Origin of the sequence: Streptomyces pristinaespiralis (assembly GCF_001278075.1) — a bacterium.
Lineage (GTDB): Bacteria > Actinomycetota > Actinomycetes > Streptomycetales > Streptomycetaceae > Streptomyces > Streptomyces pristinaespiralis.
The window spans coordinates 6,318,097-6,342,305 of the sequence record NZ_CP011340.1 but is presented as its reverse complement, the minus strand read 5'-3'; the positions used below and the strand labels follow the sequence as shown (position 1 = coordinate 6,342,305).

The window sequence follows — 24,209 nt, the reverse complement described above, 5'->3', positions numbered from 1 at the left end:
CCCCTAAACCCCCACAGGAGGCATCCCATGGCCAAGAACAAGAAGCAGGAACGCACTCAGAGCAAGGCTTCTCCCGCGGAGCGCGGCGCTCAGCAGGCGCGCAGCTCCTCGATGGAGGCCCAGGCCGAGCAGCGGGCGCAGGCGGTCACACCTTCCGACGTGGCTCACAAGGGCCGGCAGAAGCGCTTCGGTCACAACTGACTGACCAGAAGCTGATCGCACAACGCCAGAAGGGGCGCTCCCGTGACGACGGGAGCGCCCCTTCTGCGTGCGGGACCTGTCAGCCGGCCAGACAGGACGGGCCGAGCAGCACCTTGAGGTCGCCGAAGAGGGCCGGGTCGGGCTGGACGCGGTGCCGGTCGAGCCGCAGGACCGTGGTCTTGCGGGGGCCCTGGAGCTTGATCCGGACCTCGGTGTTGCCCTTGTGGTGGCTGAGGATCTCACCGAGGCGGCTGACCATGGGCGGTGTGACCTTGACCGTCGGAATCGTCACCACCACCGGCGCGTTGGTGCCGGCCGAGGACAGGTCGGGGACCATCAGCTCCATGGCGACCAGTCGCGGGATGTCCTCGCGCTTGTCGAGGCGGCCCTTGACGAACACGACGGTGTCCTCGACGAGCTGGGTGGAGACGAGCTGGTAGGTCGCGGGGAAGAACATGCACTCGATGGACCCGGCCAGGTCCTCCACAGTGGCGATCGCCCACGCGTTGCCCTGCTTGGTCATCTTGCGCTGGAGGCCGGAGATGATGCCGCCGATGGTGACGACCGCGCCGTCCGCGTGCTCCCCGCCGGTGAGCTGGGAGATGGCGGCGTCCGTCTTGTCGGACAGGACGTGCTCGATGCCGAAGAGCGGGTGGTCGGAGACGTAGAGGCCGAGCATCTCCCGTTCCTGCGCGAGCAGGTACGACTTGTCCCATTCGACGTCGGAGAACTCGACGTCGAGCCCGAAGCCCGGCTCGTCGCTCGCTTCCTCGCCCATGCCGCCGAAGAGGTCGAACTGCCCCTCGGCCTCCTTGCGCTTGACCGCGACCACGTTGTCGATCATCGGCTCGTGGTGGGCGACCAGGCCCTTGCGGGTGTGGCCCATCTCGTCGAAGGCGCCGGCCTTGATCAGGGACTCGATGGTGCGCTTGTTGCAGACGACGGCCTCGACCTTGTCGAGGAAGTCCGGGAAGGAGCTGTACTTCCCCTTGGCCTTACGGGTCTTGATGATCGACTCGACGACGTTCTGGCCGACGTTGCGCACGGCGGTGAGGCCGAAGAGGATCACGTCGTCGCCCTGCGCGGCGAAGTTCGACATGGACTCGTTGACGTTGGGCGGCAGCACCTTGATGCCCATGCGGCGGCACTCGTTCAGATAGACGGCCGACTTGTCCTTGTCGTCCTTGACCGAGGTGAGCAGCGCCGCCATGTATTCGGCGGGGTGGTTGGCCTTGAGGTACGCCGTCCAGTAGGAGACCAGGCCGTACGCGGCGGAGTGCGCCTTGTTGAAGGCGTATCCGGCGAAGGGGACCAGCACGTCCCACAGTGCCTGGATGGCCTCGTCGCTGTAGCCCTTCTCGCGGGCGCCCTTCTGGAAGAGGACGAAGTTCTTCGCCAGCTCGTCGGGCTTCTTCTTGCCCATCACGCGGCGGAGGATGTCCGCCTCGCCGAGCGAGTACCCGGCGATGATCTGGGCGGCCTTCTGCACCTGCTCCTGGTAGACGATCAGGCCGTAGGTGACGTCCAGGACCTCCCGGAGCGGTTCCTCCAGCTCCGGGTGGATCGGTGTGATCTCCTGCTGCTTGTTCTTGCGCAGGGCGTAGTTCGTGTGCGAGTTCATGCCCATCGGGCCCGGGCGGTAGAGCGCGGACACGGCGGAGATGTCTTCGAAGTTGTCGGGCTTCATCAGCCGCAGCAGGGACCGCATGGGCCCGCCGTCGAACTGGAAGACGCCGAGGGTGTCACCGCGCTGCAGCAGCTCGAAGGTCTTGGGGTCGTCGAGCGGCAGGGAGAGCATCTCCAGGTCGATGCCCTTGTTGGACTTCACCATCTTGATGGCGTCGTCCATGATCGTGAGGTTGCGCAGGCCCAGGAAGTCCATCTTCAGCAGGCCGAGCGACTCGCACTGCGGGTAGTCCCACTGGGTGATGGTCACGCCGTCGGTGTGCCTGACCCACACAGGGACGTGTTCGGTGATGGTCTCGCTCGACATGATCACGCCGGCGGCGTGCACGCCCATCTGCCGGACCAGGCCCTCGACGCCCTTGGCGGTGTCGATGACCTTCTTCACGTCCGGCTCGTTCTCGTACATCGCGCGGATCTCGCCGGCCTCGCTGTACCGCGGGTGCGAGGGGTCCGTGATGCCGTTGAGGTCGATGCCCTTGCCGAGGACGTCGGCGGGCATGGCCTTGGTCAGCCGGTCGCCCATCGCGTACGGGTAGCCCAGCACGCGGGCGGAGTCCTTGATGGCGTTCTTCGCCTTGATCTTGCCGTAGGTGCCGATCATGGCGACCTTGTCGGCGCCGTACTTCTCCGTGACGTACCTGATCACCTCGACGCGCCTGCGCTCGTCGAAGTCGATGTCGACGTCGGGCATGGAGACGCGCTCGGGGTTGAGGAAGCGCTCGAAGATCAGGCCGTGCGGGATCGGGTCGAGGTCGGTGATGCCCATGGCGTACGCGACGATCGAGCCGGCCGCGGAACCACGGCCGGGGCCCACCGCGATGCCCTGGTTCTTGGCCCACATGATGAAGTCGGCGACGACGAGGAAGTACCCCGGGAACCCCATCTGGATGATGACGTCCATCTCGTACTCGACCTGCTTCTGGCGGTCCTCCGGGATGCCGCCGGGGAAGCGGCGCTCCATGCCGCGCATGACCTCCTCCTTGAACCACGTGACTTCGGTGTGGCCCTCGGGGATGTCGAACTTGGGCATGAGGTTCTTGGCCTCGAACATGCCCTCGGTGTCGACCTGCTGCGCGACCAGCAGGGTGTTGCGGCACCCCTCCTGCCAGGCGTCGGAGGAGTCGATCGCGTACATCTCGTCGGTCGACTTCAGGTAGTAGCCGGTGCCGTCGAACCGGAAGCGGTCGGGGTCGGAGAGGTTCTTGCCGGTCTGGATGCACAGCAGCGCGTCGTGGGCGGCGGCCTCGTGCGCGTACGTGTAGTGGGAGTCGTTGGTGACCAGGGGCGGGATGCCGAGCTTCTTGCCGATCTCCAGCAGTCCGTCGCGGACGCGCCGCTCGATCTCGATGCCGTGGTCCATCAGCTCCAGGAAGTACCGGTCCTTGCCGAAGATGTCCTGGTACTCGGACGCGGACTTCAGGGCCTCGTCGAACTGGCCGAGGCGCAGCCGGGTCTGCAGCTCTCCGGAGGGGCAGCCGGTGGAGGCGATCAGGCCCTGCGACCACTGCGAGATGGTCTCCTTGTCCATCCGCGGCCACTTCTGCAGCCAGCCCTCCGCGTACGCGTCGGAGGAGAGCCGGAACAGGTTGTGCAGGCCGGTGGCGTTCGCCGCCCAGATGGTCTTGTGGGTGTAACCACCGGAACCGGAGACGTCGTCGCGCTTCTGGTGCGGCTGGCCCCACTGGATCTTGCGCTTGTTCCGCCGGGACTCGGGGGCGACGTACGCCTCGATGCCGATGATCGGCGTGACCCCGGCCTTCTTCGCGGTGTGGAAGAAGTCGTACGCCCCGTGGAGGTTGCCGTGGTCGGACATGGCGATATGGGTCATGCCCATCTCGTTGCACGCCTCGAACATGTCCTTGAGCCGCGCAGCACCGTCCAGCAGCGAGTACTGGGTGTGGACGTGAAGGTGCGTGAAGGGCGGCTTGGTCACGGCGGCGGGCCTCCGGGCTGCGATCTCCTGGGGGGTGACCCCCGGACCCCCGCTTTGGGGGACAGCGTGGAAGTCTACGTCGCCGCACCGACACTTCGACGGGAATGCCGGAGGGCGCAGCCTCTCCGTCGAGGGGGCGGTCGCCGGCCGGCGGGCGGGCACTCCCGCGTACCTTCGTGCGTTGGACGGGGCGGAACTGCTGTCCCATTTGTCATGTACCAGGAGGCACTCAGAGATGCCGGTCCCGCAGCCCACCGCCGAACAGCGCGGCGAGGAGATCCTCGCCGTCTTCGACACCGCATTCGGCGAGCTCCTGGCCGCCGACCCGGCCGCCTTCCGGGTCAAGTTCCGCAAGATGGCGGCCTCGGCCTTCGCGTTCTACCGGGGCACGGCCTGTCTTTTCTACAACGACATGGAGCGGGAACAGCACGCCGGTCCCTACCTGGACGAGCGGACGAGCCGGGTGTGGATCCACGGCGATCTCCACGCGGAGAACTTCGGCACGTACATGGACGCCAACGGCCGGCTGATCTTCAACGTCAACGACTTCGACGAGGCGTACGTCGGCCCCTTCACCTGGGACCTGAAGCGGCTGGCCGCCTCGCTGGCCCTGATCGGCTACACCAAGGCGCTGAGCGACGAGCGGATCACCGGGCTGGTGCGGATCTGCGCGGCGGCCTACCGCGAGCGGATCCACGCCCTGTCGACCGGCGCCAAGGACGACGACGTGCCGCCCTTCACCCTGGACACGGCGGACGGGCCGCTGCTGGGCGCCCTGCGGATGGCGCGCTCGCTGACCCGGTTCTCGCTGCTGGACTCGATGACGGAGATCCGTGACTTCGAGCGCCGGTTCGCGTCCGGCGGCGGCTCCATCGAGCTGGACGCGGCCACCCGGTACAAGGTCCTGGCCGCCTTCGACGGCTATCTGGAGACGCTGCCGGAGTCCAGCCTGACCCGTCCCGACTCCTACCGCGTCAAGGACGTCGTGGGGCGGCGCGGCATCGGTATCGGCTCGGCCGGCCTGCCCTCGTACAACATCCTGCTGGAGGGCAACAGCGACGCCCTGGAGAACGACGTCGTGATCTACATGAAGCAGGCCCAGACCCCGGCGGTCTCCCGGCACATCACCGACCGGCAGGTCCGCGAATACTTCCAGCACGAGGGACACCGCACGGTCATCTCGCAGCGTGCCCTCCAGGACCACGCCGACCCGTGGCTGGGATGGACGGAGCTGGACGGCTCCGGCCAGCTGGTCGCGGAGGTCTCGCCGTACGCGGTGGATCTCGACTGGTCCGACATCGACGACCTGGAGGAGATCGCGGCCGTCGTCGCGGACCTCGGCCGGGCGACGGCGACCATGCACGCCGCCGCCGACGACGAGAGCGGTCACTCACTGGTGCCGTTCTCCACCGAGCGGGCCATCGACGCGGCGATCGCCGCCGACGAGGAGGGCTTCGGCGATCTGCTCGTGGACTTCGCGCACCGCTACGGCGCGCGGGCGCGGGCCGACCACCAGATCTTCGTCGACCTCTTCCGCAACGGCCGGATCCCGGGCCTCTAGCACTTCTCCCTCGCTCTTGGCCGGGCCTCTTTTAAGAGGCTCTTAAGGAACACATGGCACACTCGGCGGCGATGGACATCTCCGGGACGCGGCTCAGGGGGCTGCGGGCAGCGATCTTCACGGCACTGGTCGTGACGCTGTCCGCCGCCTCCCATGTGCTGCTGTCCCGAGCCCCGCTCCCGCTGTCCACCGTCGCCTTCCTCGCCGCCGCCGTGTTCGCAGCCGCCTTCGCGCTGTCGGGCCGGGAGCGCGGGTTCTGGCGCATAGCCGGGCTCCTGATCCCGCTGGAGCTGGCCGCCGACACGGTCTTCACCACCGGACAGCACGTCTGTTACGGCCCCGCGGGCGGTCCGGTCGCCGGTTCGCTGCGCGCCGTCGGTCTCGACGTGCTGTGCGGCGGGGAGGTCGGCTCGGCACTGCCGGGCACGGCGCTGCCCGGGGACGAGCAGGGACTCGCGGCCGTACTGAACAGCCACGACCCGGCGCAGCCCTGGCTGCTGCTGGCCGCCCACGTCTGCGTCGGCCTGCTGGCCGCGGCCTGGCTGCGGCGCGGCGAGGCCGCGCTGGCCGCTCTGGTGCGGGCGGTCGGCGCCGTCGCGTTCCGCCCGCTGCTGCTGGCCGTGGCCGCGGTGCACGCGCCCGGCCCCGCGCGGCGGGAGGCACGTCCCGGCCGGTACCTGCCGCGCTCCTCCCGCACCCGCCTGCTGGTGCACTCCGTGGGACGGAGGGGACCACCCGTTCCTGTCGCGCTCTGCGCCTGAACCGGAGATCCCCTTTTCTTCACGTCCCCGCACGACCCCACACGGAGTGAATCACCATGAGCAAGCGCAACACCCAGGCCAACAAGGCGGCGGCCCGCGAGCGACTGCGCCAGGAGCGCGAGCGCCAGGCCAAGAAGGACAAGGTCCGCCGGCAGCTCGTCGTCATAGGCTCGGGCATCGCGGTGCTCGCCGTCGCCGGCGGTATCGGCTTCGGCATCATGCAGGCCAACAAGCCCGGCCACTGGGAGTCGGTGGCCGAGGAGTCGAACGTCACCGCGCCGAAGAACACCTCCGGCAAGAACGGGACGACCGTCGTCATCGGCAAGGACAGCGCGAAGAAGACGCTGGAACTGTACGAGGACTCGCGCTGCCCGGTCTGCGCGACCTTCGAGCAGGCGGTCGGCGAGACGGTCGACAAGGACGTCGAGGCCGGCAAGTACAAGATCAAGTACGTCGGCGCCACCTTCATCGACGACGCGACCAACGGCGAGGGTTCCAAGAACGCGCTGAGCGCGCTGGGCGCCGCGCTGAACGTGAGCCCGGACGCCTTCCTCGCCTACAAGACGGCGCTGTACTCGGCCGAGTTCCACCCCGAGGAGAACGACGACAAGTTCGCGAAGGACTCCTACCTCCTCGACGTCGCCGACTCGGTGCCCGCGCTCAAGAGCAACGCGGAGTTCAAGAAGAACGTCGAGGACGGGACGTTCGACGCCTGGGCGATGAAGATGTCGGAGACGTTCGACAAGAGCGGCGTGAACGGCACCCCGACGCTGAAGATGGACGGCAAGAAGGTCACCGCCGAGGGCAGCGACAACGCGCCCATGACGGTGCAGGAGTTCAGCACGGCGATCGACAAGGCGCTGGCGGGCTGACCGTTCCTATTCAGTGAGCAGGAGTGAGTCTTGGACCCATTCCTGGTCGCTGCGGGCACCCCGAACGGTGTTGGATGCCCTGGTTGCCCGCGTTCGTTCCGCGTCCGGGGGCACGCATCGTGTGCGTGGTCCGGGGATGCGGGGGCGGGTTTCCTCGCGCCCGAGGGTGCCCGGGCCGGCCTGGACGGTCCGATGCCCCGCACGATCGCTCTGGTCGTGCGGGGGCGGTGTCGTCCGTCGCCGGATCGGGTGCCCTTGGGCGCGTCTGCCGATCGCGATGCTCGCGGCATCGTGACGGCTGGTGGTGCGGGTGGGGCTGGTGAGGGGCTTCTGCCAGTGCTGGGCGCCCCATCTGCTGGTGTAGGCGGGGTCGACGGCGATGATCGTCATACCCGCCTGGTCGGCCATGGAGGTGAGCCGGGCACGAAGTTTGCCCGTGGGCATGCCGGAGATCAGCTGCCGGAACCTTCGCCTGCGGCCGTGCTTCTCCCTGGTCTTCTCGGCCTGGAAGTCGAGGTCCTCGACCGCGATCGCCTTAACGCCACAGGACCGGGCCCAGTGCAGGAGGCGGGTGAGGGCGTGCCGGACCTGGGCGTCGCGGTGGGGGGCGCTGCCGGTCAGGGTGTAGAAGAACCGGCGCGGGTTGCCGATGGGGTTGCCGTGGGTGTCCAGGCGCCAGGCGGCGAGGTGGTCGGCGTTGGTGTCCACCCCGATCACGCCGTGGGCGAGGGCGGCTTCGAGCGGAACGGCCTGGGCGGCCGGGATCTGCCAGGAGGCGGTGAGATACCAGCGGCCGCGTCCGGTGTCGTGGTGGATGCGGTAGGCCACCGCCCGGTTCGCCGCCACCCGGTCCGCCCACTCGGAGCCCCGGTGCGCGAAGGAGACCTTCGTGGCGAGTGCGTACCGTCCGTGCGCGGCGTTCGCCAGATGGGCCAGCGGGGCCGGGAGCTTGATGCTGACATCGCCTTCGGGGGTGACGCGGATCGTCTCGTTGCCGAACCTCTTCCCCGACTCACCATCCGCCTGGAAGAACCAGCGCCCGGCCTCCCACCGCTGCCGCCACTGGGCTGCGGTCAGCCCCGCCTCGGCAAGGTAATGCCGGGTACGGGCCAGCCGTCGGCCGCCGCGCACCACACGCACCCGGCCCGCGTCCCTCTCGGCCCGCACCCGCCCAAGACGGTCCTCCAACACCCGCAGACGCCGGGCCTTCGCATGCCACTCCCGCCGCGAACGGTAACCACCCGCGGCACGCTTCGAGCCCTTCACCCCGACCGGCAGCGACAACCGATGCCGGATCACCTTGACACCGGCCTCGAGGCCCTGGATGTGCGCGGCCTGGCCGCGCCGGGCGAGCGCCCACTGATCGTGCGTGGCCTTCGTGACCGACCCCGCCCACCGCGACGACGACACCCCCGTCAGGCCGCGCTTCCGGACCGCCCACGACTCGCTGTCGTGCTCCAGACCCTCCACACACCGCGCCTTGAGATCACGCGAGGCCAGCGACCCGAGATGCGCACCCACCAGCCGCAGCACCTCCTCGTCCCCGGCCGTCAGGCCCTTGAGCCGGGTACGCACTGCCACACCCGAAGGTCCGGTGACCACGAACGGCGCCGCCACCTCCCGCAGACCGCCCACCGTGTCCACCCCCTCCGTACCGGACCGCACACACCCGCCACCACCCCCAACGACCCGCCCCCGCAAAGGTCACCCATTCGACACACGAACCCCCGTCCACCCCGCGAGCCCTCACACACCACAGCCCACACCAACTCACCCCTACACACCAGCACTCACACATACACATTCACGCAGCAGCAGTTCACGACCCCCGCCCTCCCGGAAGCCGTCGGCGGTCCGGAGGGCGACTCGCCGGTCCACCGCTCATGACGGGCGGGCGAACTTTTTCCGTTCGCCCGCCCGTTCGACGTACTGATCAGTAGTCTGATCGGCCGTGACCAGTCGATTTTCCTCAACTCCCAGTCGCCGCACGGTCGTCAAGGCCGCTGCCGCCACTGCTGTCGCCGCACCCGTTCTCGCGGCCACCGCCTCCCCCGCCGGTGCGGCGGACCAGGCTCCCGCGTTCCTCCACGGCGTCGCCTCCGGCGACCCGCTGCCCGACGGCGTGCTGCTGTGGACCCGCGTCACTCCGAGCGCGGACGCCCTGCCCGGTTCGGGCACGGGCGCCGACACCGAGGTGGCCTGGGAGGTCGCCGAGGACGTGGGCTTCACCCGGGTCGTCGCCCGCGGCGCCACCGTCTCGAAGGCGGCCTCCGACCACACCGTCAAGGTGGATGTGCGCGGCCTGCGTCCGGCAACCTCCTACTGGTACCGCTTCACCGCGGGCGGTGCCGTCTCCCCCGCCGGCCGCACCCGTACCGCCCCCGCCACCGACGCGGCCACGCCGGGCGTGCGTTTCGGCGTCGTGTCGTGCGCCAACTGGGAAGCCGGCTGGTTCTCCGCCTACCGGCACCTGGCGGCCCGCGGCGACCTCGACGCGGTCCTGCACCTCGGCGACTACATCTACGAGTACGCCGCCGGCGGTTACCCGGCCGAGGAGTACGGCGTACGCAAGCACGCGCCGCTGCACGAGATCGTGACGCTCGCCGACTACCGGCTGCGGCACGCCACGTACAAGACGGACGCCGACCTCCGCGCGATGCACGCCGCGCACCCGCTGATAGCGATATGGGACGACCACGAGTTCGCCAACGACGCCTGGTCGGGCGGTGCGGAGAACCACACGCCCGGCGCCGAGGGCGAGTGGGCGGCCCGGGTCGCGGCGGCCAAGCAGGCGTACTTCGAGTGGATGCCGGTGCGCACGTCCACCGAGGGCACCGTCTACCGGCGGCTGCGCTTCGGCAAGCTCGCGGATCTGCATCTGCTGGACCTGCGTTCGTTCCGCTCCCAGCAGTCGGGCATCGGCAACGGCGACGTGGACGACCCGGACCGCTCGCTCACCGGCCGGGCGCAGCTGGACTGGCTGAAGTCCGGCCTCGCCGCCTCCGACGCGTCGTGGAAGCTGGTCGGCACCTCGGTGATGATCTCGCCGGTCGCATTCGGCTCGCTGCCCGCGCATCTGCTGGGGCCGATAGCGGAGTTGATGGGGCTGCCCAAGGAAGGGCTGGCGGTCAACGTCGACCAGTGGGACGGCTACACGGACGACCGCAAGGAGCTGCTGGCCCACCTGACGCGGCACGGCATCGAGAACACCGTCTTCCTCACCGGCGACATCCACATGGCGTGGGCGAACGACGTCCCGGTCAAGGCTGCGACCTATCCGCTCTCGGCCTCGGCCGCGACCGAGTTCGTCGTGACGTCGGTGAGCTCGGACAACCTGGACGACATCCTCCACGTCGCCCCGGGGACGGTCTCGCTGGTCGCATCGGCGGCGGTGCGCGCCGCCAACCGCCATGTGAAGTGGGTCGACATGGACGCCCACGGCTACGGCGTGCTGGACGTGACCGCCGAGCGCTCGCAGATGGACTACTACACGATCTCCGACCGGACGAAGCAGGACGCATCGTCGTCGTGGTCCCGCTCCTACCGGACGCTCAGCGGAACACAGAAGGTCGAGCGGGTGAACCAGCCCGTGCGCTAGGGGCGATTTCCAGCCACGTGGCAGCATGTTAACGGGAGATCACATCATCACGACGGGTGGCGCGTTCCGCACCATCAATGCGGACACACCACCCGTCGTCGTCACTGCATCCGTTACATGCGGATCTCAAACCCCGGACACGGCCGAAACGTTTCTTCCTGATGTCCGTAATCACCCTTGGATTGATTGGGCTTGAAGGATCCTCATCAAGATCTGACATGCACCCGTAATCTCCCCGCGGTGGCCAGGAAAGGCCCCCTTCACAACCCCCCGCGAGGAGACGTAATGCGCGCTCTTGCCCGTATATCCCCCCGACTGCGCCACCGCGCAGTCGGTACGGCGATCATGGCCGGAACCCTGGCCATCGCCCCGCTCTCCGCTCCGGGCAGCGTCGCCGCGCCGAAGGCGGCCGTTTCGGCCGCCGCGTCCGCCGAAGAGTGCGCCGAGGACGTGCACGCCGGCGCCGCCGCCCGTGAGACCCGCCCCGGCGCGGACCACGCCCACGAGCCCAACGAGATCTCCGAGGCCAAGGCGAAGGCCATGGACGCGGACCTCAAGAAGAGACTCGACGCCGCCCGCACCACCAACCGTGGCCTCTCCGTGGCCGCCGCGACGACGATCCCGGTCTACTTCCACGTCATCCACGACGGCGAGACGGGCAAGCTCACCAGCAGCCAGATCAACAGCCAGCTGGCCGTCCTGAACGCGGCCTACGCCGGCCAGGGCACCGGCAACGTCGACTCGGGCTTCCAGTTCACGCTGGCCGGTACCGACTACACGAACAACGCCTCCTGGTACAACCTGACCTCGGGCTCCACCGCCGAGAAGCAGATGAAGTCCACCCTCCGCCAGGGCGGCGCCGGCGCGCTGAACTTCTACACCGCCAAGCTCGGCGGCGGCCTGCTCGGCTGGGCGACCTTCCCGTCCTCGTACAACTCCAACCCGTCCATGGACGGCGTGGTCGTGCTCGACGCCTCGCTGCCCGGTGGCTCGGCCGCCAACTACGACGAGGGCGACACCGCCACCCACGAGGTCGGCCACTGGATGGGCCTGTACCACACCTTCCAGGGCGGCTGTAACGGCAACGGCGACTACGTCACCGACACCCCGGCCGAGAAGAGCCCGGCGTACGCCTGCCCGACGGGCCGTGACAGCTGCGCCAGCAAGACCGGTGTGGACCCGATCCACAACTTCATGGACTACACGTACGACGCCTGCATGTACCAGTTCACCTCTGGCCAGGTGCAGCGGATGAAGGACCACTGGACGGCCTACCGCGCCTGATCCCACCGCTTCACCGGTCCGCCCGGCGCGCCCTGTGCGCGCCGGGCGGACCGCCGTGTGCGGCCTCGACGGCCCGGCGGACCGCCGTGTGCGGCCTCAACCGCCGTGGCCGCGACGGCCGGGCGGCCCGCTGTCGCTCAACGTGCCGCCCGTCAGAGCGTCTCCAGGAACCCGAGGGCCGTCCGCCAGGTCTGCTCGGCCGACGTCTCGTCGTAGTCGGGCAGATCGGGGTCGGTGAACAGATGCCCGGCCCCCGGATAGCGGTGCACCTCCACGTCCGCACCCGCCCGCTGCATCCGCAGGTACCAGGTGTTCAGCCAGTCGTGCGGCTCGAACGGATCGGGGTCCGCGACGTGCAGCTGCACCGGCAGGCCGTCCACGCTCGCCCCCTCCGCGATGTCGGACGTGCCGTGGAGGAGCAGCAGCCCGCGCGCCTTCTCGTCACCGAGCGCCAGATTCTGCGCGAGGGCCCCGCCGAGCGAGAACCCCGCGTAGACCAACCCCTGGTCCGAGTAGGGCGCGGCGGCGTGGATCGCCCGCCGCAGCAGCTCGTCCGTGCCGATCTTCTCCCTGAGGTCTCTGCCTTCCTCGACGGTCCCGGCGGTTTGCCCCTCGAACAGGTCGGGCACGCGCACCTCGTGCCCTGCGGCACGCAGCCGGTCCGCGGCCGCGTGCACCGCGGGGCGCAGACCGAAGGTCGAATGGAAAAGGATGACGTTCATCCGGCCATCCTGCCAGCCGCCTTCACCGGCACGGAGTTACGGAGACATGGAGAACATATTGCGCCCCTCGGCCGTCATCGGCGGAGCGGTCCTGCTCACCCTCGCGCTCGGTTGGGCCGTCGACCGCGTACTGCGCCGGATCGACGACCGCCACCCCGAGACCCCCTTGTGGGACATGCTGCGCAGGTGTCGGCTGCCGCTCCAGGTGGTCGTCCTCGGGGCTCTGCTCAGGGGCGCCTACCGGGAGACCCGCTGGTCGCTCGTCGAGCGCAATGAGACGGCCATCGGCCATGTGCTCTCACTGGTCCTGATCGGCGCGAGCGCCTGGCTGGTGACCCGCATCGTGTCCGCCGTCGTGGAGTCCTCGTACACCCGATACGCGTCCTCCACGCGCGACCCGGCCCGGGTCCGCAGGGTGCGGACCCAGATCACGCTGATCATGCGGATCGTCACGGCGGTCGTCGCCGTGGTCGCCGTCGCCGCGATGCTGCTGACGTTCCCCGGCATGGAGAAGTTCGGCGCCTCGATGCTGGCGTCCGCGGGCATCATCGGCATCGTCGCCGGTGTCGCGGCCCAGTCCACCCTGGGCAATCTCTTCGCCGGCTTCCAGATCGCCTTCGGCGACATGGTCCGCATCGGGGACACGGTGGTGGTGGACGGCGAGTGGGGCGTCGTGGAGGAGGTCACCCTCACGTTCCTCGCCGTACGGACCTGGGACGAGCGCCGCATCACCATGCCGGTGTCGTACTTCACGAGCAAGCCGTTCGAGAACTGGTCGCGCGGCGGCGCCCAGATGACCGGCACGGTCTACTTCCAGCTGGACCACTCGGCGCCCATCCCCCTGATGCGCGAGAAGCTCCAGGAGATCCTGGCCGGCTGCAAGGCCTGGGACGGCAGGGACTGGAGCCTGGCCGTGACGAACACCACACCGAGCACGATCGAGGTCCGTGCGGTCGTGACCGCGAAGGACGCCGACGACATCTGGACGGCCCGCTGCACCGTGCGGGAGCAGATGATCGCCTGGCTGTACGAGAAGCATCCGTACGCCCTGCCCCGGATCGCCACCGCCGCGGCCTCTCTGCCGCCGGACGGCCAGTGGCCGCGGCAAGCCGCTCCCCCGCGGAAGGAAGAGATCCACAGCAACAACGCGGGCGACTACACGCCCACGGACGGCGAGGCCCCCCGCACGGGCCGCGGCTGACGCCCCCCCCCCGTCGCCCCGGACCGCGCGGCGGGCCGGGGGCCGGGCCGGTGCTAGAGGGCCCGCCGCATCGCCAGGTGCGGAATGCCGGCGTCCATGAACTCGGGGCCGTAGGCCGCGTAGCCGAGCCGCTCGTAGAAGCCGATCGCATGGGTCTGCGCGTGCAGGTCCACGGCCGCGAGTCCACGCGTCCGTGCCGCCTCCTCCATGGCCCGCACGAGCGCCACACCCACGCCGAGGCCGCGCGCCGCCTTGCTGACCGCGAGCCTGCCCAGCGAACCGACCGTGAGATCGCCACCGGTCTTCTTGAGCGCCGAAGCGCCGTGCAGCAGCCGCCCGGTGCCGAGCGGGCGGCCGTCCTCGGCCACGGCGAGGACATGGATGGTGTCCGCGTCCTCGGCGTCGTACGCGTCGTACTCGATGTCCTCCGGCACCTGCTGCTCGGCGACGAAGACCTCCTTGCGGACGGCGAAGCACGCCTCCCGGTCGGACCGGTCCACGGCCACACGCACGCTGTACACCGTCACGCGCTCTCCGCCTCGATCCGGTCCAGCGCCTGCTGGAGGTCGTCCGGGTAGGTGCTCTCGTACTCCACCCACTGCCCGTCCGACGGGTGCTCGAAGCCGAGACGCACGGCGTGCAGCCACTGCCGGGTCAGACCGAGCCGCTTCGCCATCGTGGGGTCGGCGCCGTAGGTCAGGTCGCCCACGCAGGGGTGGCGGTGCGCGGCCATGTGCACCCGGATCTGGTGCGTGCGGCCGGTCTCCAGCTTGATGTCCAGCAGCGAGGCGGCGCGGAAGGCCTCGATCAGGTCGTAGTGCGTCACCGAGGGCTTGCCCTCCGCCGTGACCGCCCACTTGTAGTCCGCGGTGGGGTGCCGGCCGATGGGGGCGTCGATGGTGCCGCTCAGCGGGTCCGGGTGGCCCTGGACGAGCGCGTGGTAGCGCTTGTCGACGACCCGCTCCCGGAACTGCTGCTTGAGCAGCGTGTACGCGCGCTCCGACTTGGCGACGACCATCAGCCCGGACGTGCCGACGTCGAGACGGTGCACGATGCCCTGGCGCTCGGATGCGCCCGACGTGGAGATGCGGTAACCGGCGGCCGCGAGACCGCCGATGACGGTGGTGCCGGTCCAGCCGGGGCTGGGATGCGCGGCCACACCGACCGGCTTGACGATCACGACGATGTCGTCGTCGTCGTGGACGATCTCCATGCCCTCGACCGGCTCGGCGACGATCTGCACGGGCGCGGGGGCCTGCGGCATCTCCACCTCGAGCCAGGCGCCGCCGTGCACACGCTCGGACTTTCCGACGACCGAGCCGTCGACCTGCACCTTCCCGGCAGCGGCCAGCTCAGCGGCCTTCGTACGGGAGAACCCGAACATCCGGGAGATGGCGGCGTCCACACGCTCACCCTCCAGGCCGTCGGGTACGGGCAGGGTGCGGATCTCGGGAATCGTACTCACCCGTCGAGTATGCCTTGTCAGTCCTTGTGGACTGTCCCGTCGGGGTCCAGGCCCTTGAACGAGAGCAGCACGATGAGGACGCCGCCGCACACGATCGCGGAGTCCGCGAGGTTGAAAACGGCGAAGTGCGCGGGCGCGATGAAGTCCACGACCGCGCCCTCGAAGACGCCGGGCGAACGGAAGATCCGGTCCGTCAGGTTGCCGAGCGCCCCGCCCAGCAGCAGACCGAGGGCGACCGCCCAGGGACCGCTGTAGAGCTTGCGCGCCAGCCGCACGATCACGACGATCACGGTCGCCGCGATGCAGGTGAAGATGATGGTGAAGGCCTCACCCATGCCGAACGCGGCGCCCGGGTTCCGCACCGCCTCGAACTTCAGCCAGTCGCCGATGATCTCGATCGGCTCGTGGTGCTCCAGCTTGGCCACCACGAGCAGCTTGCTGCCGAGGTCGAGCAGATAGGCGACGAGCGCCACCGCGAACAGCACGGCGATCTTGCGCTTGCCCTTCGGCGGCTCGGCGGACGCCGCAGCCTCGTCGTCAACATCTGGCGTACCGATGATGCGCTCCGCCTCTGCCACGTGAGTCCCTCAACCCTAGGTTTCTGACCAAGGACGAGGGTACGGCACACCTCCGCGCGGTCAGCCTCTGCGTTCCTGCTTCTGCTTGCACTCGACGCACAGGGTCGCCCGCGGGAACGCCTGCATCCGGGCCTTGCCGATCGGCTTCCCGCAGCTCTCGCACAGGCCGTACGTGCCGGTGTCGAGCCGCTGCAGAGCGCGCTCGGTCTGCTCGAGCATCTCGCGGCCGTTGGCCGCGAGCGCCATCTCGTGCTCGCGCGTGATGTTCTTCGCGCCGGTGTCGGCCTCGTCGTCGCCGGCGCCGTCGCCGGAGTCCCGCATCAGCCCTGCGAGCGCCGCCTCGGAGGAGGTGATCTCCGCGTTCAGCCGGGCCGCCTCACCCTCGAGCCCGGCCCGCGCCTCGTCCACCTCCGACTGGGTCCACGGATCCTCACCGGGCCGCACCGCCAGCTCACCCGGCGGTGTCGCGGCCGCCGCGGGAGCCGTGGTGACCGCCACCGCGCTCCCGCCTGCGCCTGATGCCCTACCCGCGGTCTTCTTCGCTGCCACCGTCCTGGCTCCTGTCTGCTTCGCGGCCTCGGCCGCCCCCTCGGCCGCGGGCGCGGCCTGTGTCGCGGCGGTCGCCCGGTCGACGACCTCCGTGGTCACCGGTCCGGGCGCCGGGTCGGCGTCCTTCCCGGCCTTCTTCGCGGCCCTGCGGGCCGTGCTCCTCTTCACCGGCGCCGCCTTCTTCCCGGCACCGTCCGCCCCCGCCTCTGCGGCGGCTTCGTGGGCCACCGCCTTCTCGGCGGGGGTCTCCTTCCTGGGCCTGGCCGCCTTGCCGCCGGTGGCCGTCTTCCCGACCTTGGCGGCCGTGGTACCGGCCTCGGCTCCCGGCTTCCCGTCTGTTGCCTCGTCGGCCGCGGTCGTCTCCTTCGTCGTGGCAGCCGCCCTACCGGCCGGGTCGGCTTCGACTCCGGGCCTTCTGGCTGCGTCCTCGTCGGCCGCGGTCGTCCTGGCTGCCTTCTTCGTTCTGGCGGCCGCCTTCCCGGCCGCCCCCGCCTCGTCGGGGGCTTCGTGAGCCACCGCCTTCTTGACCGGGGTCTTCTTCTTGGGCCTGGCGGCCTTGCCGCCTCCGGCCGTCCCGGCTCCCGGATCCTCGACTGCTGCCTCGCCGGTCGCGGCCTCCTTCGCCTGGGTCGTCCTGGCCGCCGACTTCTTGGCAGCGGTCGTCTTCTTGGACCTGGTGGCCGCCTTGCCCGCCGGGACGGCCTCAGCTGCGTGGTCGTCGACCTCGGTCTCGTCGGTCGCGGTCACCGCCTCGGCCGCAGTCGTCCTCCTGGACCTGGATGCCGCCTTACCGGCCGGGACGGCCTCAGCTGCGTGGTCGTCGACCTCGGTCTCGTCGGTCGCCGTCACCGCCTCGGCCGCGGTCGTCCTCCTGGACCTGGATGCCGCCTTACCGGCCGGGGCCGCCTCGGCGCCCGGATCAGCGGCTGCTGCGGTCGTCTTCTTCGTCCTGGCGGCCGCCCTGCCGGCCGGCGGCGCCTCTGCTGCGGCCTCGTCGGCCGCCGCCGTCGACACCTTGGCGGCGGCACCGGTCCGGGCGGGGCTCGTCCTGGTCGAGGTCCTCTTCGCCGGGGTCTCCTTGACTGTCGCGCCGCCCGCTGCCGGCTCGGTCGTCTTCTTCGCGGCGGTCTTCCCGGCCGCACGTCCGGTCCCGGCCGCTTCCTCGGCCACCGCCTTCTTCGCCGGGGTCTTCCCGGCCGCCGACCCGCTCGCAGTCGACTTCTCCGCCGGAGTCCCGCCGCCGGACGTCTTGTGCGACGCGGATCCGCCGGTGGCGCGGGCCGCCGTACCCGGCGCTCCCGCGGTGGCCCTCTTGCGGGCAGGCGGCTCCGCGGCGTTGCCGGCCGTCCTGGCCGTGGACCTCCGGGGCGCGGCCTTCTTCCCGGCGGGCTCCGGGGAGGCGGGCCTCCCGGAGCCCGCCCCCGCGGCGGCGGACCGCGCGGACGCCGTCCTGCCGGCAGTCTTCTTCGCCACCATGGCCGCGGCCCCTTCACATATTGTGATCTTGCTCGCGAATCGTGCTGGGACGATAAATCGACCCCAGCCCCGCGGCAACGGGGCACGCCGCCGGTTCGGCCCGCCCCGCGCAGCGAGAAGCCGGGACTGCATCGGTTGTGCCCAGCTCTCCGCCCGGTAATCCGCCGGGCGGCAGGCACCGCACCCCGGGAGGACGTCCAGGTGGCCGGTGTGGCCATTCGGGTCAACCGCCCCGCCGTCGAAAAAGCGGTCGGACGCCCGCCATGGAGGCCCGTACACTGGGCCCAGCGAAAGGCGTGGATGGGGACGAGTAGCGTCGTACGCAGCCATGAGCGACCCGGGGACGGTGAGAGCCCGGGGGCGAGCGCGATGTGAAGCATCACCCCGGAGCCGCCGGAAGAAAGCCACGGGACCCCGTGGCCGGTAGAACCGGCGTCGCGACCCCAATGAGGGGGCGGTGACCTGTGCACCGCCAAGGAGGGTGGTACCGCGGGAGCCGCGCAGCATCGGCGCTCTCGTCCCTCCGACGGAAGAGAAACTGTCCGCCGGAGGAGTTCGTAGATGACACCCCCCCAGTACCGTCAGGTGCCGGCCCAGGTCGACCTGCCCGCGCTCGAGCACGCCGTGCTCGACTTCTGGCGCGAGAGCAAGATCTTCACCAAGAGCCTCGAGCAGTCCGAGGGCCGCCCCGAGTGGGTGTTCTACGAGGGCCCGCCCACGGCGAACGGCATGCCCGGCGCGCACCACATCGAGGCCCGCGTCTTCAAGGACGTCTTCCCCCGCTTCCGCACCATGCGCGGCTACCACGTGGGCCGCAAGGCCGGCTGGGACTGCCACGGCCTGCCGGTCGAGCTCGCCGTCGAGAAGGAGCTCGGCTTCTCCGGCAAGAAGGACATCGAGGCGTACGGCATCGCCGAGTTCAACGCCAAGTGCCGCGAGTCGGTGACCCGGCACACGGACGCCTTCGCCGAGCTGACGACCCGCATGGGCTACTGGGTCGACCTCGACGACGCCTACCGCACCATGGACCCGGACTACGTCCAGTCGGTGTGGTGGTCGCTGAAGGAGATCTTCAACAAGGGCCTGCTGGTCCAGGACCACCGCGTCGCACCCTGGTGCCCCCGCTGCGGCACCGGCCTGTCCGACCACGAGCTGGCGCAGGGCTACGAGACGGTCGTCGACCCCTCCGTCTTCGTGCGCTTCCCGCTGACGAGCGGCCCGCTCGCGGGCGAGGCCGCGCTCCTGGTGTGGACGACCACCCCGTGGACCCTGGTGTCCAACACGGCGGTCGCCGCGCACCCCGACGTCACGTACGTCGTGGCGACGAACGGCGACGAGAAGCTCGTCGTCGCCGATCCGCTGCTGGAGAAGGCGCTCGGCGAAGGCTGGGAGGCCACCGGGCAGACGTTCACCGGCGCGGAGATGGAGCGCTGGACCTACCGGCGTCCGTTCGAGCTGGTGGAGTTCCCGGCCGAGGCGCACTTCGTCGTCAACGCCGACTACGTGACCACCGAGGACGGTACGGGTCTGGTCCACCAGTCCCCCGCGTTCGGTGAGGACGACCTCAAGGTCTGCCGCGCCTACGGTCTGCCGGTCGTGAACCCCGTCCGCCCCGACGGCACCTTCGAGGAGGACGTGCCGCTGGTCGGCGGTGTCTTCTTCAAGAAGGCGGACGAGGCGCTCACCGCAGACCTCGAGGCCCGCGGTCTCCTCTTCAAGCACATCCCGTACGAGCACAGCTACCCGCACTGCTGGCGCTGCCACACCGCGCTGCTGTACTACGCGCAGCCGTCCTGGTACATCCGCACGACGGCCGTCAAGGACCGGCTGCTGGCGGAGAACGAGGCCACGAACTGGTTCCCCGACTCGGTGAAGCAGGGGCGCTACGGGGACTGGCTCAACAACAACATCGACTGGGCCCTGTCCCGCAACCGCTACTGGGGCACGCCGCTGCCGATCTGGCGCTGCGAGGACGACCACCTCACCTGCGTCGGCTCGCTCGCCGAGCTGTCCGAGCTGACCGGGACCGACCACTCGGACCTGGACCCGCACCGGCCGTACATCGACGCGGTCACCTTCGACTGCCCGCAGTGCTCCGCCACGGCGACGCGCGTGCCGGAGGTGATCGACGCCTGGTACGACTCGGGCTCGATGCCGTTCGCGCAGTGGGGCTACCCGTACAAGAACAAGGAGATCTTCGAGAAGCGCTACCCGGCGCAGTTCATCTCGGAGGCGATCGACCAGACGCGCGGCTGGTTCTACACGCTGATGGCCGTCGGCACGCTGGTCTTCGACAAGTCGTCGTACGAGAACGTGGTCTGCCTCGGCCACATCCTCGCCGAGGACGGCCGCAAGATGTCCAAGCACCTGGGCAACATCCTTCAGCCGATCCCGCTGATGGACCAGCACGGTGCGGACGCCGTCCGCTGGTTCATGGCCGCCGGCGGCTCGCCGTGGGCGGCGCGGCGCGTGGGCCACGGCACGATCCAGGAGGTCGTGCGCAAGACGCTGCTCACGTACTGGAACACGGTGGCCTTCCAGGCCCTGTACGCCCGCACCTCGGGCTGGGCCCCCTCGACCGCCGATCCGGCCCCCGCCGAGCGCACGGTCCTCGACCGCTGGCTGCTCTCCGAGCTGCACGCCCTGGTGGACCAGGTCACGCAGGCGATGGAGGCGTACGACACCCAGCGCGCCGGCAAGCTGCTGTCCGCCTTCGTCGACGACCTGTCGAACTGGTACGTGCGCCGCTCCCGCCGCCGCTTCTGGCAGGGCGACGCCGCGGCGCTGCGGACGCTGCACGACGTGGTGGAGACGATCACGCGGCTGATGGCCCCGCTGACGCCGTTCATCACCGAGCGGGTCTGGCAGGACCTGGTCGCCCCCGTGACACCGGACGCCCCCGAGTCCGTCCACCTGGCCTCCTGGCCCGAGGCCGACCTCGACGCCATCGACCCGGCTCTCTCGTCCCAGATGGCGCTGGTGCGCCGCCTGGTGGAGCTGGGCCGGGCGACGCGTGCCGAGTCCGGGGTGAAGACCCGCCAGCCCCTCTCGCGGGCGCTGGTGGCGGCGAACGGCTTCTCGGCGCTCTCCGACGAGCTCCAGGCCCAGATCACGGAGGAGCTGAACGTCTCCTCGCTGGCGTCGCTGTCCGAGGTCGGCGGCTCGCTCGTGGACACCACGGCCAAGGCCAACTTCCGCGCGCTGGGCAAGCGCTTCGGCAAGGGCGTCCAGGACGTGGCCAAGGCGGTCGCGGCCGCGGACGCCGCCGCGCTCTCCCTGGCGCTCCGGTCCGGCGAGGCGACGCTCGACGTCAACGGCGAGACGATCACGCTGTCCCCGGAGGAGGTCATCATCACGGAGACCCCGCGGGAGGGCTGGTCGGTCGCCTCCGACTCCGGCGCGACGGTCGCGCTGGACCTGGAGATCACGCCGGAGCTGCGCCGGGCCGGCCTGGCCCGTGACGCGATCCGCCTCATCCAGGAGGCCCGCAAGAACAGCGGCCTGGACGTGGCGGACCGTATCGCCCTGCGCTGGTCCTCCGAGGACCCCGAGGTCACGTCGGCGCTCTCCGACCACGCGTCGCTGATCGCGGACGAGGTCCTGGCGACGGAGTTCGCGGAGGGCGGGGCGCCGGACGACACGTACGGCGCGGCGTTCACGGACGAGGGCCTGTCGCTCACGTTCCGCCTGCGCAAGGCGTAGCACGCCCTGCCCCTGCGGGCCCGGTCACGCTTGTGACCGGGCCCGCGGGCGTTTCCGGGGGGCGGGTGCGGGGTGGGGGCGGCCCGGGGAGGCCGCTGCGCGGAGCTCTTCCCCACCCCGCCCCTTCCCGTAGCCGGGGGCTCCGCCCCCGGACCCCCGCGCCTCAATCGCCGGCGGGGCTGATTTCGCGGAGCGAAATCCAGCCCGCCCGGCGATTGAGGGCACCGCGCGAAGCGCGGTACGGGTCCGGGCGGAGCCCGGTTACGGGAAGGGGCGGGTAGGGGAACAAGCCCGCCGCAGGCGCCACGCACCCCCCACCGCGCAAAAAGGCCGGGCCCGGGACGTGTGTCACGTCCCGGGCCCGGCCCCGCAGTCTGCCGACGGCTAAGCGCGCTGCGCGCGCAACCCCGTCAGTTGTCGTCCTCGTCGATCAGGAAACCGCGCATCGGCGACGGCGCCTGCTGCATCGGCTGCGGCGCCTGCGGCCGCACCGGTGCCATCGGCTGGGTCATCGCCGGCGACATCTGCTGCTGGCCGCCGTACGACGGGCCGGACGGCGACGGCCCGTGGCCGCCCATCGTCTGGTTGCCGTAGGACGGGGCGCTCGCGCCGGCCGGTGCCATGGAAGGCGCCGGGGACGGCGGCAGCGACGCGGCCGCGGGCTGGCGCGGCGGGGCCAGGGAGTCGTCCGCCTGGGTCTCCAGCTGACGCAGCTGGCTCTCCAGGTAGGACTTCAGCCTGGTCCGGTACTCGCGCTCGAAGCCGCGCAGGTCCTCGACCTTGCGCTCCAGCGTGGCGCGCGCGGACTCGAGGGAGCCCATGGCGACGCGGTGCTTCTCCTGGGCGTCCCGCTCGAGGGCGTCGGCCTTGGCGCGGGCGTCCCGCTCCAGGCCCTCGGCGCGCGAACGCGCCTCGCCGACGATCTTGTTGGCCTCGGAACGGGCCTCCGCGATCGCCTGGTCAGCGGTCTGCTGGGCCAGCGAGAGCACGCGCGCGGCGCTGTCTCCACCGGGGCCCTGACCCATCGGACCGGGGCCCTGCGGGCCGCCGTGTCCGCCCATGGGACCGCCCATCGGGCCACCCATGGGTCCGCCCTGCATCGGGCCGGGGCCCATCGGGCCGCCAGGACCCTGGGGGCCGCCGTGGCTGGGACCGGCCGGCAACTGCGGTGCTCCACCCGGCAGCTGGGGCGGACCCATCTGCGGGGGCTGCTGCTGGACCGGCGGTCCTGATATGGCGGCGGGCACGGGGGCACCGGGACCGCCCGGGCCGCGGCCGTCCTGGGGCTCCGGCGGTTTGCGCATGCCCTGTTGTTGCTGCTGCTGGTTCTGCGCGGCGGCACGCGTCGCCGCGGCCAGCTTCGCGCGCAGGTCCTCGTTCTCGCGGAGCAGACGGGTCAGCTCGGACTCGACCTCGTCGAGGAAGGCATCGACCTCGTCCTCGTCATAGCCTTCTCGGAGGCGGACGGTCGTGAACTGCTTGTTCCGCACGTCCTCGGGAGTCAGCGGCATCTCTTCTTCACCTCTACGTAGTCGTCGGCAGTCGGCAGGACCGTATCGCTCACATCGAGTTCCCCAAGCCGCGCACGATGGAGATCAGGATGTAGACGATGATCATCAGAACGAAGAAGGACAGGTCGAGTGCCACGCCCCCGAGACGCAACGGCGGGATGAATCGCCGCAGAAGCTTGAGCGGTGGATCGGTGACAGTGTAGGTGGCCTCCAGAACGACCACCATCGCCTTGCCGGGTTGCCATGAACGGGCGAACTGGAAGACGTAGTCCATGACGAGCCGGAAGATCAGCACGACAAGGAAGCACATCAGCGCGATGTAGACCACATCCAGTGCGACGCCCATCCCGCGCTTCCCTCTCCCCTGACTCTCGTCTTCGCCGGCCGTTCGGCCGGGTCGTTCCCGGTGTCTTTTCTCAGCTCTGGTTGAAGAACCCGCCCTCTGCGATGCGGGCCTTGTCTTCCGCCGTGACATCGACGTTAGCAGGCGACAACAGGAACACCTTCTGCGTCACCCGCTCAATGCTGCCATGCAGACCGAAGACGAGTCCCGCGGCAAAGTCGACAAGTCGCTTCGCATCGGTGTCGTCCATCTCCGTGAGATTCATGATCACGGGGGTGCCCTCGCGGAAGTGTTCCCCGATGGTACGGGCCTCGTTGTAGGTCCGCGGATGCAGCGTGGTGATGCGGTAGGGCTCCCGCTCGGACACGACCTTGGGCATGATCACCGGTGCACTCTTCTCCATGCTCGGGCGTTCAGGTGTGATGGATGCCACGGGGGCGATCCGCGCCGGGCGTCCACTGTCGACGGGGAGGGCGACCGGCTCGCGCGGCGCAGGTGGCGCAGCCACCCGCACCGGCTCCTCACGCTCGATCTGGCGGGGAGGCTGGTGCCGCCGGTGCTCCCGCTCGGGCTCCGGCTCGGGTTCGAAGTCGTCATCGGGGTCGAAACCCCGGCCGTCGTACCCATCGTCCTCCACGAGGCCGAGGTAGACCGCCATCTTGCGCATCGCGCCGGCCATTCTCTGAGTCCTCCGCTCTGTGGTGGATCGGCATTCGTCACCAAGTGCCCGCGATCCACTCGGTCTGCCCGCTTTGGGCGGGAATGA

General features: G+C 70.2%; 18 protein-coding genes. 8 read left to right on the top strand and 10 right to left on the bottom strand.

Annotated elements, in window-relative coordinates:
* Positions 1-27 precede the first annotated feature (27 nt).
* Positions 28-201 carry a hypothetical protein gene (locus tag SPRI_RS38925; RefSeq protein ID WP_182327616.1) on the top strand — a complete coding sequence of 58 codons (174 nt, stop codon included), beginning with the start codon at positions 28-30 and terminating at the stop codon, positions 199-201.
* 79 nt (positions 202-280) lie between these two features.
* Here the strand turns inward: SPRI_RS38925 and dnaE are convergent, their stop codons facing one another.
* Complete coding sequence (gene dnaE, locus SPRI_RS27030) at positions 281-3,820, bottom strand: DNA polymerase III subunit alpha (protein WP_005318730.1); 3,540 nt, start codon at positions 3,818-3,820, stop codon at positions 281-283.
* A 235-nt stretch (positions 3,821-4,055) separates the two neighbouring features.
* Here dnaE and SPRI_RS27025 point away from each other — a divergent pair, with 235 nt between their 5' ends.
* The 3 genes from SPRI_RS27025 (at position 4,056) to SPRI_RS27015 (ending at position 7,014) form a co-directional block, all read left to right on the top strand.
* Complete coding sequence (locus SPRI_RS27025) at positions 4,056-5,381, top strand: DUF2252 domain-containing protein (protein WP_005318729.1); 1,326 nt, start codon at positions 4,056-4,058, stop codon at positions 5,379-5,381.
* Between the two features lie 71 nt (positions 5,382-5,452).
* On the top strand, positions 5,453-6,142 hold the full coding sequence (locus SPRI_RS27020) for a hypothetical protein (protein WP_053557796.1): 690 nt from the start codon (positions 5,453-5,455) through the stop codon (positions 6,140-6,142).
* Positions 6,143-6,198: 56 nt separating this feature from the next.
* Positions 6,199-7,014, top strand: a complete 816-nt coding sequence (locus SPRI_RS27015) for a DsbA family protein (RefSeq protein ID WP_005318727.1) — start codon at positions 6,199-6,201, stop codon at positions 7,012-7,014.
* Positions 7,015-7,020: 6 nt separating this feature from the next.
* Here the strand turns inward: SPRI_RS27015 and SPRI_RS27010 are convergent, their stop codons facing one another.
* The gene (locus SPRI_RS27010; RefSeq protein WP_005318726.1) at positions 7,021-8,649 is read right to left on the bottom strand and encodes an IS200/IS605 family element transposase accessory protein TnpB; all 1,629 of its coding nucleotides are present in this window, start codon (positions 8,647-8,649) and stop codon (positions 7,021-7,023) included.
* Between the two features lie 316 nt (positions 8,650-8,965).
* Between SPRI_RS27010 and SPRI_RS27005 the strand changes: the two genes are divergently transcribed.
* Together SPRI_RS27005 and SPRI_RS27000 are read left to right on the top strand one after the other, a co-directional pair.
* Positions 8,966-10,612, top strand: coding sequence for an alkaline phosphatase D family protein (locus tag SPRI_RS27005; protein ID WP_053557411.1), 1,647 nt, complete (start codon positions 8,966-8,968; stop codon positions 10,610-10,612).
* Between the two features lie 285 nt (positions 10,613-10,897).
* Positions 10,898-11,896, top strand: a complete 999-nt coding sequence (locus SPRI_RS27000; RefSeq protein ID WP_050791584.1) for a zinc metalloprotease — start codon at positions 10,898-10,900, stop codon at positions 11,894-11,896.
* A 152-nt stretch (positions 11,897-12,048) separates the two neighbouring features.
* Here SPRI_RS27000 and SPRI_RS26995 read toward each other — a convergent pair whose 3' ends face one another.
* A complete protein-coding gene (locus SPRI_RS26995; protein ID WP_005318723.1) occupies positions 12,049-12,618 on the bottom strand; it encodes a dienelactone hydrolase family protein in 570 nt (189 codons plus the stop codon).
* A 46-nt stretch (positions 12,619-12,664) separates the two neighbouring features.
* Between SPRI_RS26995 and SPRI_RS26990 the strand changes: the two genes are divergently transcribed.
* On the top strand, positions 12,665-13,819 hold the full coding sequence (locus SPRI_RS26990; protein WP_005318722.1) for a mechanosensitive ion channel family protein: 1,155 nt from the start codon (positions 12,665-12,667) through the stop codon (positions 13,817-13,819).
* 53 nt (positions 13,820-13,872) lie between these two features.
* Here the strand turns inward: SPRI_RS26990 and SPRI_RS26985 are convergent, their stop codons facing one another.
* From SPRI_RS26985 to SPRI_RS36530, 4 genes are read right to left on the bottom strand one after another with little or no spacing between them, the layout of a single operon-like run.
* Entirely contained in the window at positions 13,873-14,346 is a 474-nt protein-coding gene (locus tag SPRI_RS26985; protein ID WP_005318720.1) for a GNAT family N-acetyltransferase, read from the bottom strand.
* Positions 14,343-15,284 (bottom strand): RluA family pseudouridine synthase, encoded by a 942-nt coding sequence (locus SPRI_RS26980; protein WP_005318718.1) that lies wholly within the window; start codon positions 15,282-15,284, stop codon positions 14,343-14,345. Before SPRI_RS26980 ends, SPRI_RS26985 begins: the two co-directional genes overlap by 4 nt.
* 17 nt (positions 15,285-15,301) lie before the next feature.
* The gene (lspA, locus tag SPRI_RS26975; protein WP_005318716.1) at positions 15,302-15,862 is read right to left on the bottom strand and encodes a signal peptidase II; all 561 of its coding nucleotides are present in this window, start codon (positions 15,860-15,862) and stop codon (positions 15,302-15,304) included.
* A gap of 60 nt (positions 15,863-15,922) precedes the next feature.
* Complete coding sequence (locus tag SPRI_RS36530) at positions 15,923-17,887, bottom strand: TraR/DksA family transcriptional regulator (protein WP_107082449.1); 1,965 nt, start codon at positions 17,885-17,887, stop codon at positions 15,923-15,925.
* A gap of 561 nt (positions 17,888-18,448) precedes the next feature.
* Here SPRI_RS36530 and ileS point away from each other — a divergent pair.
* Positions 18,449-21,589: an isoleucine--tRNA ligase gene (ileS, locus tag SPRI_RS26960; RefSeq protein WP_005318713.1), complete on the top strand. Its 3,141-nt coding sequence runs from the start codon at positions 18,449-18,451 to the stop codon at positions 21,587-21,589.
* Positions 21,590-21,999: 410 nt separating this feature from the next.
* Here ileS and SPRI_RS26955 read toward each other — a convergent pair whose 3' ends face one another.
* From SPRI_RS26955 to SPRI_RS26945, 3 genes are all read right to left on the bottom strand, one after another.
* Positions 22,000-23,100 carry a DivIVA domain-containing protein gene (locus SPRI_RS26955; protein WP_005318711.1) on the bottom strand — a complete coding sequence of 367 codons (1,101 nt, stop codon included), beginning with the start codon at positions 23,098-23,100 and terminating at the stop codon, positions 22,000-22,002.
* A 49-nt stretch (positions 23,101-23,149) separates the two neighbouring features.
* Complete coding sequence (locus SPRI_RS26950; RefSeq protein WP_005318710.1) at positions 23,150-23,446, bottom strand: YggT family protein; 297 nt, start codon at positions 23,444-23,446, stop codon at positions 23,150-23,152.
* A 70-nt stretch (positions 23,447-23,516) separates the two neighbouring features.
* The gene (locus tag SPRI_RS26945; protein ID WP_005318709.1) at positions 23,517-24,122 is read right to left on the bottom strand and encodes a cell division protein SepF; all 606 of its coding nucleotides are present in this window, start codon (positions 24,120-24,122) and stop codon (positions 23,517-23,519) included.
* Positions 24,123-24,209 lie beyond the last annotated feature (87 nt).